Here is a 13777-nt window from a genome sequence, read left to right as displayed (position 1 = left end):
CTTTTTATGGAGAAAAATAGTAACGGAGAGTATAACGGGGAGTATAGCATTGACAAAGAAAAGATAACCCGTGCAGTAACGGATATTTTGGAGGCTATAGGTGAAGATCCAACTAGAGAAGGGCTTAGAGATACCCCGAAACGAATTGCCAATATGTATGAGGAGATATTTAGAGGGATTAATCAAAACGCCAAAAAACATCTAGAGATATATTTTCAGGATGAACAGCATGAAGAGCTGGTACTTGTTAAAGATATTCCTTTTTATTCGATGTGTGAGCATCACCTGGTCCCTTTTTTTGGTGAGGCGCATATCGCATATCTGCCAAAGGGCGGAAAGCTGACAGGGCTATCTAAGCTTGCAAGGGTTGTAGAAACAGTATCTAGAAGGCCTCAGCTTCAAGAGAGGCTTACTACCGATGTGGCAGATACCATTATGGAGGTTTTAAGCCCTTTTGGAGTGGTTGTGATAGTAGAAGCTGAGCACATGTGCATGACTATGAGAGGTGTCAAAAAGGCAGGCTCAAAGACTGTAACTTCAGCTATTAGAGGAGCCTTTAGAAAAGATGTTGCAGCAAGAGAAGAGGTTATGGATCTAATTATAAACGGCAAAAGACGTTAGAAGATGTTAGAAGACGCTAGATGAGGGGGAGATAGTGTGGGTATATTTTCTGATCTAGGTAAAAAGACATATATAATGGGCGTATTAAACGTCACTCCTGACAGTTTTTCTGACGGGGGTGATTTTATAGATTCTAAAAAAGCTCTTAGACATGCAAAGGAAATGGAAAAAGAAGGGGCAGATATAATAGATATTGGCGGTGAATCCACCAGGCCTGGTTCTGTGGAAATAGATGCTAAAGAAGAGATGAGAAGGATTGAAGCACCTTTGAAGATGCTTGTTAAGGAGATAAAAACGCCAGTTTCTGTGGATACATATAAGGCAAGCGTTGCCAAAGAGGTTTTGGACATGGGTGCAAGTATAATAAATGATGTCTGGGGTATGCAAAAAGATCCTGATATGGCAGGTGTCGCTGCAGAATATGATGTTCCTGTTGTATTAATGCATAATAAGAAAAAGGCTTACTATGAAGGGGATATAATGGAAGAGATCAAGGATTTTTTGAAGAAAAGTATTAATATTGCAAAAGAAGGCGGAGTAAGTGAGGACAAGATAATAGTAGATCCGGGTATAGGTTTTGGTAAGGAGTATGAGCACAGCGTAGAAGTTATGAAAAGACTGGATGAGTTAAAAGAGCTTGGCTATCCTATGCTTCTTGGGACTTCTAGAAAAAGGATGATAGGTAATATTCTTGATCTACCGCCAAAAGAGCGGGTCGAAGGAACTGTAGCAACTACCGTGGCAGGCATATTTAAAGGGGTGGATATAGTCAGGGTACATGACGTGAAAGAGAATTATAGAGCGGCAAGGGTAATAGATTGTATTTACAGAGAGTAGGGTGATATATAAACATGGAGGATAATAGATCAAACAAAGAATTTAGTTATACGGATGTAGATTTGTTAGATGTGGATAAAATTGTCCTTGAAGGTCTTTTCTTTTATGGCTATCACGGGGTTATGGATGAGGAAAAAGCTCTAGGACAAAAATTCTACATAGATCTTGAGCTTTATTGTTCATTACAAAAGGCTGGAAAAGAAGACGAACTAACAGAATCTATTGACTATGCTGATGTGTATTTTCTCGTGAGAGATATAGTGGAAAAAGAAAAATACGATTTGATAGAAGCTCTTGCTGAAAAGATAGCGGGGGATATCTTGGATAAATACGATAAAATAAAAGGGGTTATGGTATATGTCAAAAAGCCAGAAGCTCCTCTACCAGCACAGTTTGCAAACGTTGGGGTGAGGATAAGGAGGTTTAGGGGTGATGACCAAAAAGGATAAGAATACTAAGAATATTATAGAATTAGTAGAAGTTTATCTCTCCCTTGGAACTAATGTTGGAGATAGGCTGGATAACTTGAGACAGGCTGTGTCATTAATATCTGAGTTTGAGAGCTGTGAAATAATAAAAGTATCAGGTGTTTATGAAACAAAGCCATGGGGATATACTGAGCAGGATGATTTTTATAATTTGTGCATATGTATGCAGACAGAACTTCCTCCGTATGAGCTACTAAATAAATGTCAGCAGGTAGAAAAAGAGCTAGATCGCAAAAGAGATTTTAAATGGGGACCAAGGACGATGGATGTGGATATATTATTATACGGGGACCTCACAAATGAAGATGAAACTTTGACAATACCCCACAAGCATATGCACGAAAGGGCTTTTGTCCTTTACCCATTAATGGATATAGATAAAGATTTGATTGTTAAAGATAAGACGATAGAAGAATGGTGTGAGCTTCTTGATGATGAAGAAAAGGAAAGTATAACCCTTTTTAGTGAAAAATTAAATGCATGATATAAATACATAACCAAGCAATTAAAAACACCTGTCTACTACCATAAGCTTTTAATTTGCGTGATTTTTAGCAAATAAGTTCCCCCGACACGTTGGTAGCAGACAGGTGTTTTAAGAAGGACAACAATGAACTGTTTTTAAAACTTTGTCAGGTAATTATCTGTTTCCCAGGGGTGGACTTTAGTAGAATAGTCATACCATTCCATTGATTTCGCGTGTATGAACCTCTCATAAATATGAGGTCCAAGAGCTTCTTTAATAACTTCATCCTGAGATAGACAGAAAAGCGCTTCGTTTAAATCTCCCGGTAGTTTTTCAATTTGATTTTTCTCTCTTTCTTCAAGTGTCATATCGTATATATTTGAATTTGTTGGTGGTGGAGGTTCAATTTTATTTTTGATACCATCAAGCCCTGCCTTTAACATAACTGCCGTAGCTAGATATGGGTTGCAAGCAGGATCAGGATTTCTTAGCTCTACCCTGGTTGATGTTTCTCGTTTGGCAGGGATTCTAATAAGCGGACTTCTGTTTTTGCCGCTCCAGGCAATATAAACAGGAGCCTCATAGCCAGGGACAAGCCTTTTGTAAGAATTGATCGTTGGGTTTGTGATAGCAGCCATTCCCCTGGCGTGCTTGATAAGTCCACCAATGAAGTAATAACATTCATTGCTAAGCTCATCTTCACCATTTGGATCATAAAAAGCATTTTCTCCATTTTTGAACAGGCTCATATTTGCGTGCATGCCTGAACCATTGATTCCGTATATAGGTTTTGGCATAAAAGTAGCATGAAGACCGTGTTTTTTGGCAATAGTCCTAACAGCGTACCTGAATGTTGCAATCTTATCTGCTGTATAAAGAGCCGTGTCGTATTTGAAGTCGATCTCATGCTGTCCCGGGGCTACTTCATGGTGACTTGCTTCGATTTCAAAACCCATTTGCTGCAGGTTCAAAATCATGTCTCTTCTTGCATCCTCGCCGTGGTCCACAGGGGCCAGGTCAAAATAACCTGCCTTGTCATGAGTCTGCAGTGTAGGTTCACCGTCTTCTGTAGTGTGAAATAAGAAAAATTCTGCTTCAGGTCCCACATTCATCGTATATCCCATTTCTTTTGCTTCATTTATTACCCTTTGGAGTGCGTGCCTAGGACATCCAATGAAAGGTTTTTCGTCAGGGCCATAAATGTCACAGATCATTCTAGCTACAGCAACACCGTTTGATCTCCACGGGAAAGTTATAAAAGTACTGGTGTCAGGTCGAAGGTACATATCTGATTCTTCTATCCTGGCAAATCCTTCTATAGAAGAACCATCAAACATTAACTCTCCCTCTAATGCTTTGTCTAACTGGTTGGCGGTTATTGCTACGTTTTTAAGTACTCCTGTAATGTCTGTGAACTGCAGCCTTATGAACTCTACCCCTTTTTCTTTTACTAATTTTTTAATTTCTTCTGCATCCAAAAATACCACTCCTCACATTACCAAGCTTAAAAAAATATAGCACTTAAATTAACAGGTGTCAAGGATACCTATTGTCAAGAAAATAAAATAATGCTATTGTATTATAGTATAAAATAATTACAAATGACGATATGCTCAAATTATAACAAAAATTAATTCTGTTTAAAAAGATGATACTTTTGATGATACAGTTGTTAGTGACATGATAAATGATTAAATTGAGGGGGACCTAAAGTGAGTGTTAATTGGGAAGATTTTTATTCTAGTCTTGCAGGTAGAAAGAGCAGCGGGGCTCTGGCAGAGATATTTAAACTTACAGAAAGACCGGATATAATTTCTTTTGCAGGTGGTTTTCCAGCAGAAGATATGTACTTAGTTGACGAGGCTAGAGAAATAATGGAAGATATTATGGCAAGAAAACAGACAGATGCCCTGGGGTATAGTCCTACTCCAGGTTTTTCAGAGCTTAGAGAATATATAGCAGGGCGACAGACAGGGCTAAATATGAAAGCTAGTATGAATAATATCGTTGTTACAAGTGGTTCGTCCCAGGGAGTGGATCTAGTATGTCAGGCGTTTATTGATAGAGGCGAAAGAGTTATGGTAGAAGCTCCAACATTTCTTGGGACTATATCAACACTTTCAAATCATGAAGCAAAGATAGAACCAATATCTATGGATGAAGAAGGACTTAACACAGATGAGCTTGAAGAAAAACTAAAGCAGTGGGAAAAAGAAAATAATCTACCAAAAGCTTTATATACTATCCCAACTTTTCAAAACCCATCAGGCAGAACATTAAGTCTCGAGAGGCGAAAAACTCTTTTAAATCTTGCATCTAAATATAACTTTATTATTTTTGAAGATTATGCATACGGGGAACTTCGTTTCAAAGGTGAGACCCTTCCAACCCTGAAAGAGCTAGACCAGGAAGGTAGGGTAATATTTCTAGGGTCTTTTTCTAAGATTTTGTCTCCGGGGGCTAGGATTGGGTTTATTCAGGCAGATGAGAAGGTAGTAGATAAAATCATTTTGATTAAGCAGTCTCTTGATCAGTGCTCTAACTCACCTGGTCAGTATCTGATCCTGGAGTTTGGTAAGAGAGGCCTCATAGAAAGACAAATTGAAAGAACAGTTGATATACTTAAAGACAAGTCAAGTCTCACGATGGAGCTATTAGAAGAAAACTTCAAAGATATAGCGACTTGGACAAAACCTGAAGGGGGCTTTTTTACCTGGTTGATACTACCAGAGGAATTTGACAGTGAGAAGGCTCTACCCCTTTGCGTTGATCAGGCTAAAGTGGCATACGTAGCAGGTTCAACATTCTTTTTGGGGGGAGAGGGCAAGAATAACTTGCGGCTGTGTTTTTCTGAACCTCTTCTTAGTGAGATTAGAGAAGGGATGCCAAAACTTAAAGAATTCTTGGTTGATGTAATGGAAGGAAAGGTTAAGATAACTTCATAGTAATATTAACTCAGACTGCAAAAAGTCTATTAACATAAGTATAGTGTTTAAAGAAGTAAAATTAGAAGGCAGTTTCCAACTTGAATTCTTAATTGGAGATTGTCTTCTTTTTAATTTTTCGACTTTTTAATTGATAATCTTTGGTAATTCTGGTATATTGATCTTAATAGTTTGTTTTTTGGATGAGATATACTCGGATTATGTTTTATTTTGTTAAATGTTTGAGGGGGCGCCTAAGTTGAAGTTTGAGATTAAGAGTATAAGAGAAGAATTAAGCGAAGTAAGAGACGAGATTGAGAGTTTTCTTATAACCCATCTATATGAAGAAGAGGAATTCATACAGTTAATATTGATTGGGCTTTATGAAGTTATGGTAAATGCCGGAGAACACGGGAACAAATTTGACCCGAACAAAAATGTTATTATAACGACTGCCATCACCAAAAAGTTTGTTAAGTTTACCGTTGAAGATGAAGGTGAAGGTTTTGACTGGGAAAGTATTTTAGAAAGAGATCTTAATATAGAAAATTTGAATGATAGAGGTAAAGGAGTTTTAATAGCGAAAAAATGTTTTGACTTTGTGTATTATGTAAAAGGTGGCAAAAGAGCTGTTTTAATAAAATTGAGGTAATTATGTAAAGATTTTTGGAGGAGTTTTTTGGATGGATTATTTGGAGTTTCATCATAATGTGTTGGTAGTTGATACTCATAATGATGCAATAACTCACCTGGTAGACCAAGATACATGGCTTTGTAACCTTAACCTGGGTGAAGGTTTGGGGAACAAAACAAAATATGGCCATGTTGATATAGATAAAATCACAAAAGGCGGCATTAATGTTGCTTTTTTTTCAATATGTGCTCCTGAAAGGTATCAACAGGGTAGAGTTCTAGATAGGGTTCTTGCTTTGATAAATGCAATATATTTTAATGTAACAACCAATCCTGACAAATTAAAACTTGTAGTGGATGGAGCAAAGGAGCTAGAAGAGATTAAACCGAAAGAAGATAAGATTGCTATTGTTCCTACTTTTGAAGGCCTTGATATGCTTGATGAAACTAAGGGGATAGAACTTCTAAGACAGTTTAATGATCTTTCGATAAAGGTGATGAGCCTTACTTGGAATGATTCAAATCAAGTTGCAGAAGGGTTGAACTCTGTGCTTTTGGATGGTAGAGAAGTAGAGCCTGGCCTTACCTCTTTGGGTAAAAAAATCATTCAGGAGATGAATAAGCTAGGGATTGTGATTGATGTCAGCCATTTACACAAAAACTCTTACTGGGATGTATTGAAGGTTAGTAATGCCCCTGTGCTTGCAAGTCATTCAGGTGCCTGTGGAGTTTACAAACACAGGCGAAATTTTTCTGATGATGAACTGTACGGTCTTGCTGATAATGGTGGGGTTATTCAGATTAATTTTGCCCGGGATTTTCTCTGTGAAAACAAATCTAATGCCACTGCTTGTAAGGTTGTTGATCATATAGAATATGCTGTTAAACTTATCGGAGCAGAACATGTGGGACTTGGTTCTGATTTTGATGGTGCTTGTATGCCTCTTGATATAGATGATGCATCGAAATATCCTAAAATAACACAGGAAATGATAAATAGAGGTTTTAAAGAAGATGAAATAGAAAAAATCCTTGGCAAAAATACTTTAAGAATAATTAGAGAGGTTGAAGAAAAATCAAATGTGAATAAAGATAGTAACAATGATAGTAACAACAGTGAGCATGTGGGTATAGAAATGGTGCCTCATTTTGAAATGGGTACAGTATTTGAAGATAAAACCCCACTTCTTGGGGTGACTATAAACCAATATGATCAAAAGATAAATGAAAGCAGTATAAAAGCTATATTAGATGGCTGTGTATATGAGCCAGATAATATTGATTCCTGGTCACATCCGGTTTCAAAAAAGACATCAAAGGTAGTCTATCTTACTCCTCAAATTCAAACGGGAGGTTTTCATATAATAACTTTTGCAGGAAAAACTACAGGAGGGAAAGAATTAAGAAAAACAGGGATCTTTTATATTACACGCTGATTAAAGGAGTAGATTATTTTTGGATATATCGGTTGAGGTTGGTGATGTGATAGGGTTAGCTGCTGGGATGGCAGTGTTTGCTGTTTTGTGGTTTTTGTTTAACTATTTTCCCGCTAAGAAAAGGGCAAGTATCTTTGAGAGATCAAGGGTTAAATATCGTGTGTTAGCAGATAGCGTTAAGACCGCTCTGCTTTTCGGTTTCTTTTATGTACTAATTAATATTGTGACTAACTTTATTTTCTAATAAAAAAGCTGTCGGTTTCCGATGGCTTTTTTATTAGTTTTTAATTTGCAAAGTTTTTGCTGATTTACAAAAAGGAAAATTATTAGTGAGAAAAGAATAATATTAAATAAAGCCCGGTAAAAAGGAATATTTGATGTTATAGAATGGAGTGTACACAAAGGTGACTGATAGTATTTTGTCCATCAAAGGTTTGACTAAAAGATATGGCAAAAATGAAGCGGTGAAAAATCTTAGCCTGGATGTGGGTAGGGGAGAAGTAGTAGGTTTTTTGGGGCTTAATGGAGCGGGTAAGACAACTACTTTGAAGATATCTGCAGGAGTTTTAAAGCCTACATCAGGGAGAGTCTACATTGATGGTTATGATTTGATAAGTCGTCCTTCTGATGCTAAGTCACAGCTTGGGTATGTACCAGACGATCCCTTTTTATATGATAATCTGACAGGAAGAGAATTTGTCCGCTTTATAGCCGGCTTATATACTAAACTTCCCGAAAATATTGAAAGCAGGATAGAAGAATTTTTTTATTTGTTTGATATGGAACATATAATGGACGAGTTTATTAAAGGGTATTCAAAAGGAATGAAACAAAAGACTGCGCTTATATCTGCTTTTATACATAATCCTAATTTGCTTCTTTGTGATGAGCCGACCTCAAACTTAGATCCTCACAGTACAAAAGTTGTTAAGGAAATATTTGAGGGTTATAAAAAAAGAGGCAAGGCAGTGTTTATGTCAACTCACATGGTAGAAAGTGCCCAGAGTTTTTGTGATAGGATAGCTATCATTCATAACGGGAAACTATTAGCTTTTGGAAGTCCGGATAATTTGCTTAGGTTATCAAGAAAAGCTAGAAACCTAGAAGATTTATTTATAGAGCTTACAGGCAAAGAGTCAGGCACAGAAAAGACCAACAGGATTAAAAAATTACTTGAAAAACTTTCAAATAAAGAGGTTGACTGAAAATGAATTATAATTTTTATAAGAACCTCTTCAGAAAAGAAATAAAAATGTTTAAGGGGAAATTTCCTTCGCTGACCAGCAATTACAAATATGCTTTAGGGTTGTTTCTCTTGATGGCTCTTGGAATGGCTGGCCTTATACTTACTTTTTATAGTTTGTTTAATATATACTTGACAGAGATTTCCCCGGTGGATGAAAATGAATCGGCTCATTTAGTGACCAGGATATTATTAATTTGGGTAACGATAATTATCTTTTTTTCTAGCGTTCAAGATAGCAAGGATAAGTTTTTTAATGAAGAGTTTAATTTTTTGTTATCCACCCCAATTAGACCCTGGTTTTTATTTTTGCTTAGGCTGTTGAAATCGTCGTACTTATCGATGGCTAACAATTTTCTTTTGCTTTTTTTTGGTATAGGTCCTTTAATTGGGCTTGGTATTTTGTACTCTACACCCTGGTATAATTATTTAGCTATTATAATAGTTAGCTATCTTTATATGATTGTTCCAGTGGCTATTGGTATAGTTACTGTAATGCTGATTGTAAGAATAGTATCAATAAAATGGATTTTTCATGCTGCTATGTTACTTAATTTTCTATTGATAGTATTATGGCTTTTTTTCATGTCAATGGGACAGGAAGTTATTCTTTCCGAGCTTGTGCATTGGATTGCTAATTACGAGGGTTATATAGATTTGATTTTCTTTTTGGCTATAACTGGTGATATTATAAGAGATTTGGTGCTTCAAGATCCTATAGATACCTTCAGGCTTACAGTTTTGTTTTTCCCTATGCTTCTTGTAACCCTTCTTACAGGATCTTTGATAGTAAAATCTGCTTACCAGGTTAGCTATGAAAAGGTCAGATTATCAGCCAAAAAGAAAGCCCTGCCAACTGTTAAAATAAGCTGGCTTAGGCTCTTTAAAAGAAAAATATCGCCATTTAGAAGGTTTTTGCTCCTAATGATTACTCAATACAAGCTTGTTATGAGAAACCAAATTAATATTTTACATTCAATGGTTTACTTTAGTCTTGTTCTGCTTTTTTTACTTGTTTTGTTAGTTTTGGAGATAAGAGAAAAGAGTTATCTGATATTTAGTGTGATTTTCTTAGTGCTATTAGTTAACCTTGGGGTAAGGGCTTTTTTTAAACCTGCTGTTAATTACTTTGGATATTTTATATTATCGCCCCTGAAAAACTCGTTTATAATTTGGAACTTGTGGATTTCAAGATTTATATTACAATTTTTAATAGGAGGAATTGTAGTATTTTTACTGTGGGTTAACCTAGATCTAGGGCCTATGATATTTGTTAATTTATTTGTTTTTATGACTTTATTATTTGCATCTATAGAATCTTTGCTTTTTCTCTTAAATATAATGGAGTATAGCAACAAGTTTTCATCCATGGTTTATTATTCATATTATATTATTGTAATTACTCTAGGTTTTTTTCTGAGTCAATATGGATATGAAGTGTCAGTGTGGGCGTTGAATATAACTAGTATGGTTGTATTTGTACTATCAATGCATTTTAGTGAAACAAAGTGGGATGACTTAGAGATTGATAAGGAGAGGAGGGCTTTTTGATGGATGAGCAATTTGAAAAAAATATAATGTTTTTTGTTCATGATACCTTTTTCTATAAAGATATTATTGATTCCCTGCCAATGCCTCTTGCAACGATAGATAGTAAAGGGAAGGTGTACTTTGTCAATGAGGCATGGAAAGAGTTTTTTGAAAAATATACTGGACTTACTAAATCTGATTTTTATGGTGAGGACGTAACGATCCTCTTTGGCGAAATTTTCATGGAGCAGGATATAGATGATGAAGAAAAATCGGAGGCTATTGTTTCTAAGCTTAAAGATTTAATTTTTAACAATGACTTAGAAGAGGAATTAAACTTTGAAGCGGTTATTGATGGGGCAGTAAACAAATTTAAAGTTCGCGTATTTACTTTTCATGGAACTAACGAGGAAAGAGACAAAAAAGATAAAATATTGCTGTTAGAGAAGGAAAAAAAGAAGATTTAAAGAATTAAAAGACTAAATGAAAAGAATAATAAAAACTTTTATTAGTTAATGGCATTTAAGAAAGGTTATTAATGTATAGGAGGGGAGCAAAATGACCATGTGGAAAGAAAAGTATAGAATTGGTGTTGAGGAGATTGACAATCAGCATCAAGAGCTCTTTAACAGAGTGTCAGATTTTATCAAGACAGTGAGAAGCGAAGGGGAATGGGAGGACAAGCTTGAAAAGGTTAAAGAAACTTTGGATTTCATGAAAGATTATGTAGTTACACATTTTGACTCAGAAGAAGAATTCCAAAAGAAGATTAATTACCCTTATCAAGAAGAACACAAACAGGTTCATGAAAGGTTTAAAGGTGAAATTGGAAAATTCGCTGATAAGTTTGAAAAAGAGGGTTATGATGAGGAGTTACTGCAGGAGTTTAGCGGCAAGCTTATGACCTGGTTGATATACCATGTAGCCGGAGATGATCAAAAACTTGGAGAGTTTGTAGAAAGCCAGGGGGGTGAAGAATAATGAAAGCTGAATTTGTAAACCCGTTTTATAAAGCGACCAATGATGTTTTTGGGAACATGTTAGACATAGAAACTGAGAGGGGAGATTTAGGGGTTGTTGAAGATATAGTCTCCGGCGGGATGGCAAATGTAATGATAGGGGTGACAGGAAGTCTATCTGGAACTATTATGTATAGCTTTCCGGAAGATATGACATTAGAGATTGTAAAAATAATGTCAGGAATGGAGATGGACAAGCTAGATAGTTTTGTTACCTCGGCCCTTGGAGAAGTTGCAAATATTATTAGCGGTAACGCTATTACCTATCTAAACCAGGAAAATTATAACTGTGATATTGTACCTCCTCAGATAATTATAGGAGAGAATAAGTCAATATCAATGGCTGCAGAAAAAGCTCTTGTACTCCCCCTTAAAACTAGTATAGGAGATTTTGATATAAATATTTCCATAAAAGAAAAGTAAATATAAAAAAAGTAAGAACTAAGCTCCATTATATATAATTTTGATTCTGGTGCAAAAGTCTATTTACATAATATAGCTGACTTTTTGCACCAGAATCATTTTAGAGATTAATAATTAGGTAGACTTTGTTTCCTTTATGGTTGTAGCATATTTCATCGCTTACTACCCTTGAGATTGAGATTCCTCTTCCTCTCTCTTCTTCTCCTTCTAGCTCCAGAGAGGTTTTAAGTTTTTGCTCCCAGTGAAAGCCTTCGCCTTCATCCTCGATTGATACCATCATGTATTCATTTTCAACAAGATTAAATTCTATGGTAACTTGTTTGTTACGGTCATAATTGTTGCCATGTTCAATAGCATTAGCTGCTAATTCATGAATAGCAATTAACATCTGCTGGCTTTTTTCTATATTAGGTAGTTTTGGGGTTATTTTTTGGATAACCCAGTCAACGTCATCAAAATCACTATCAATTTCAAATCTATATGTTATTTTATCTTCTTTATCTAGCTGCAGGATGAGAAAAGTGATATCGTCATCACCCTGCAAAAACCCATTGTTAAAATTGGCAAAATCGTTCTTTATTACTTCCGCTATGACTTCTGGAGGTAAGTGGCTGTGTTCATAGAAAGTTTTGGCTAGTTTTTCTTTGTAAGGTTTGTTGCTAGAAATCTGTTCGGCTAGTCCGTCGGTGGCAAATAAAATCGTAGTACCCGGTTCTAGATTAATTTCTTTATTTTCAAAATTATAGTGTTTCCACGCAATGGCAGAACTTATTGGAAGTCCACAGATTTTTATTTCGGTGTTATCCCTCTTTGGATAACTAATAAGCGGTAGTTCATGGATGCCGGCATTACTGAATTGAAGAGTGTTTTTGTCAAGGTCAAGCACTGCTATGCTGATACATATAAATAAATCTTCTGGATATCCTTCTTTAATGAACTGCTTAGCCAAGAATTCCATTAATTTTTCTGGATAGATATTTTCCTCAGTAAGTGAAATATAAGTATTAATAGTATTCTTAATGAAGGCACTCATCATGGCGCTATCTAACCCGTGACCTGTGACATCCGAGAGGTAAATGATTAACTGGTTGTTATTTTTGATTACATTATAAAAATCCCCGCCAATGAATTCTGCTGGTTGATAAAATGCAGATATAGAAGCTTTGGTTAGTTCAGGAAATTTTGATGGCAGGGTTTTTTCGTGTATTTCTTTTGCTTTATTTATTTCTTTGTCTAGTTCTTCATATAGGTGTTCAAGTTCTTCATAGTGTTTATCGAGCTCTTCTTCCATTTGTTTTTGGTCTGTGATGTCTCTTGCTATCCCCATGATTTCAAATTTGTTATTATCATAGCTTAATAGAGAAGTCTTTACAGATAACCACCTATAATTGCCAAACTTGTCCCAGGCTCTGTACTCAATACTTTCTGTACCTAATAATTTTGTTTTTGCTCCTGAATGTTCTTTAGCTTTTTCATTTAATTTTCTGGTTAATTTGATAATATCGTCATGGTGTACAAAACGCATAAAACTCTTGCCAATCACTTCTTCGGCTTTATATCCTAGAATGTTCTTACAGTTAGGGGACATATATGTGAAAATTCCATTGCTTGTAACTGTAAATATGATGTCATGTGCATTTTCAACGAAACTTCTAAATTTTTCTTCGCTTTTTTTGAGAGACCTTTCTGATTTCTTTTTGTCTGTGATGTCAAAGTGAAAAACAACAGCTCCATTTAGGCTATTTTCATAAACAAGTGGTGCAGCTCTAAGCAAAAACCAATATTCTTTGCCGCCTGGAGCCGGGCATGGATATTCATGGACAAAAAGGCTTTTCTTCCCATTCAATATGCCTTTAATGCCTGAGATGACTTCTGATACATCTTCGCCAGCTTCTTTTGCTTTTTGACAAACTTCTATATAATTTACTCCTACAGACCTATTTTGATTTTTAGAGTCAGCATTCGCAGAAAATTTATGCCAGGCTTTATTAACTGCAATTATATTTGCATCACAATCAAGCACGGCAATATTAGCAGGTATAGAATCCAAAACGGCCTGACTGAAGTTTTTACTATTTTCGTTAATAATATGTTCCATGTTGGGTATACTCCCCTGCAAATGTAATAATTTTGTTTGCTAAAAGTATTACTTAAATA

The 13777-nt window shown here is 35.7% G+C and carries 15 protein-coding genes; 13 read left to right on the top strand and 2 right to left on the bottom strand.

Features of this window, described 5'->3' with window-relative positions; translation table 11 throughout:
• The first annotated feature begins 6 nt into the window (after positions 1-6).
• The 4 genes from folE (at position 7) to folK (ending at position 2430) form a co-directional block, all read left to right on the top strand.
• A complete protein-coding gene (gene folE, locus ACONDI_RS12650; RefSeq protein WP_241078912.1) occupies positions 7-621 on the top strand; it encodes a GTP cyclohydrolase I FolE in 615 nt (204 codons plus the stop codon).
• Positions 622-696: 75 nt separating this feature from the next.
• Positions 697-1458 carry a dihydropteroate synthase gene (folP, locus tag ACONDI_RS12645; protein WP_420848206.1) on the top strand — a complete coding sequence of 254 codons (762 nt, stop codon included), beginning with the start codon at positions 697-699 and terminating at the stop codon, positions 1456-1458.
• A gap of 14 nt (positions 1459-1472) precedes the next feature.
• Positions 1473-1907, top strand: coding sequence for a dihydroneopterin aldolase (gene folB / locus ACONDI_RS12640; protein ID WP_241078910.1), 435 nt, complete (start codon positions 1473-1475; stop codon positions 1905-1907).
• A complete protein-coding gene (gene folK, locus ACONDI_RS12635) occupies positions 1891-2430 on the top strand; it encodes a 2-amino-4-hydroxy-6-hydroxymethyldihydropteridine diphosphokinase (protein ID WP_241080958.1) in 540 nt (179 codons plus the stop codon). Before folB ends, folK begins: the two co-directional genes overlap by 17 nt.
• 137 nt (positions 2431-2567) lie before the next feature.
• On the opposite strand, the gene glnA is transcribed toward folK, so the two are convergent.
• A complete protein-coding gene (glnA, locus tag ACONDI_RS12630; protein WP_241078909.1) occupies positions 2568-3890 on the bottom strand; it encodes a type I glutamate--ammonia ligase in 1323 nt (440 codons plus the stop codon).
• 234 nt (positions 3891-4124) lie between these two features.
• On the opposite strand from glnA, the gene ACONDI_RS12625 reads away from it, so the two are divergent.
• The 9 genes from ACONDI_RS12625 (at position 4125) to ACONDI_RS12585 (ending at position 11620) form a co-directional block, all read left to right on the top strand.
• Positions 4125-5357 carry an aminotransferase-like domain-containing protein gene (locus ACONDI_RS12625; RefSeq protein WP_241078908.1) on the top strand — a complete coding sequence of 411 codons (1233 nt, stop codon included), beginning with the start codon at positions 4125-4127 and terminating at the stop codon, positions 5355-5357.
• 238 nt (positions 5358-5595) lie between these two features.
• The gene (locus ACONDI_RS12620) at positions 5596-5988 is read left to right on the top strand and encodes an ATP-binding protein (protein ID WP_241078907.1); all 393 of its coding nucleotides are present in this window, start codon (positions 5596-5598) and stop codon (positions 5986-5988) included.
• A 31-nt stretch (positions 5989-6019) separates the two neighbouring features.
• The gene (locus ACONDI_RS12615) at positions 6020-7405 is read left to right on the top strand and encodes a dipeptidase (RefSeq protein ID WP_241078906.1); all 1386 of its coding nucleotides are present in this window, start codon (positions 6020-6022) and stop codon (positions 7403-7405) included.
• Between the two features lie 19 nt (positions 7406-7424).
• Positions 7425-7649 carry a hypothetical protein gene (locus tag ACONDI_RS12610; protein ID WP_241078905.1) on the top strand — a complete coding sequence of 75 codons (225 nt, stop codon included), beginning with the start codon at positions 7425-7427 and terminating at the stop codon, positions 7647-7649.
• Between the two features lie 160 nt (positions 7650-7809).
• A complete protein-coding gene (locus tag ACONDI_RS12605; protein ID WP_241078904.1) occupies positions 7810-8610 on the top strand; it encodes an ABC transporter ATP-binding protein in 801 nt (266 codons plus the stop codon).
• A 2-nt stretch (positions 8611-8612) separates the two neighbouring features.
• Positions 8613-10199 (top strand): hypothetical protein, encoded by a 1587-nt coding sequence (locus tag ACONDI_RS12600; RefSeq protein WP_241078903.1) that lies wholly within the window; start codon positions 8613-8615, stop codon positions 10197-10199.
• Positions 10199-10645, top strand: coding sequence for a PAS domain-containing protein (locus tag ACONDI_RS12595; RefSeq protein ID WP_241078902.1), 447 nt, complete (start codon positions 10199-10201; stop codon positions 10643-10645). The genes ACONDI_RS12600 and ACONDI_RS12595 overlap by 1 nt, the downstream gene beginning before the upstream one ends.
• Positions 10646-10742: 97 nt before the next feature.
• Positions 10743-11159, top strand: a complete 417-nt coding sequence (locus ACONDI_RS12590; protein WP_420848205.1) for a bacteriohemerythrin — start codon at positions 10743-10745, stop codon at positions 11157-11159.
• Positions 11159-11620, top strand: a complete 462-nt coding sequence (locus ACONDI_RS12585) for a chemotaxis protein CheX (RefSeq protein ID WP_241078900.1) — start codon at positions 11159-11161, stop codon at positions 11618-11620. Before ACONDI_RS12590 ends, ACONDI_RS12585 begins: the two co-directional genes overlap by 1 nt.
• A 100-nt stretch (positions 11621-11720) precedes the next feature.
• Here the strand turns inward: ACONDI_RS12585 and ACONDI_RS12580 are convergent, their stop codons facing one another.
• The gene (locus tag ACONDI_RS12580; protein ID WP_241078899.1) at positions 11721-13718 is read right to left on the bottom strand and encodes a SpoIIE family protein phosphatase; all 1998 of its coding nucleotides are present in this window, start codon (positions 13716-13718) and stop codon (positions 11721-11723) included.
• Positions 13719-13777: the final 59 nt, after the last annotated feature.

Source organism: Natranaerofaba carboxydovora (genome assembly GCF_022539405.1).
Taxonomy (GTDB): domain Bacteria; phylum Bacillota; class Natranaerobiia; order Natranaerobiales; family Natranaerofabaceae; genus Natranaerofaba; species Natranaerofaba carboxydovora.
This window is presented reverse-complemented; position numbering and strand designations above follow the sequence as displayed.

What these genes read in the sequence shown, in the direction of transcription:
- folE (WP_241078912.1), top strand. Translation starts at nt 7, where the DNA reads ATGGAGAAAAATAGTAACGGAGAGTATAACGGGGAGTATAGCATTGAC.
- folP (WP_420848206.1), top strand. Translation starts at nt 697, where the DNA reads ATGGGCGTATTAAACGTCACTCCTGACAGTTTTTCTGACGGGGGTGAT.
- folB (WP_241078910.1), top strand. Translation starts at nt 1,473, where the DNA reads ATGGAGGATAATAGATCAAACAAAGAATTTAGTTATACGGATGTAGAT.
- folK (WP_241080958.1), top strand. Translation starts at nt 1,891, where the DNA reads ATGACCAAAAAGGATAAGAATACTAAGAATATTATAGAATTAGTAGAA.
- ACONDI_RS12615 (WP_241078906.1), top strand. Translation starts at nt 6,020, where the DNA reads ATGGATTATTTGGAGTTTCATCATAATGTGTTGGTAGTTGATACTCAT.
- ACONDI_RS12600 (WP_241078903.1), top strand. Translation starts at nt 8,613, where the DNA reads ATGAATTATAATTTTTATAAGAACCTCTTCAGAAAAGAAATAAAAATG.
- ACONDI_RS12595 (WP_241078902.1), top strand. Translation starts at nt 10,199, where the DNA reads ATGGATGAGCAATTTGAAAAAAATATAATGTTTTTTGTTCATGATACC.
- ACONDI_RS12590 (WP_420848205.1), top strand. Translation starts at nt 10,743, where the DNA reads ATGTGGAAAGAAAAGTATAGAATTGGTGTTGAGGAGATTGACAATCAG.
- ACONDI_RS12585 (WP_241078900.1), top strand. Translation starts at nt 11,159, where the DNA reads ATGAAAGCTGAATTTGTAAACCCGTTTTATAAAGCGACCAATGATGTT.
- ACONDI_RS12580 (WP_241078899.1), bottom strand. Translation starts at nt 13,718, where the DNA reads ATGGAACATATTATTAACGAAAATAGTAAAAACTTCAGTCAGGCCGTT.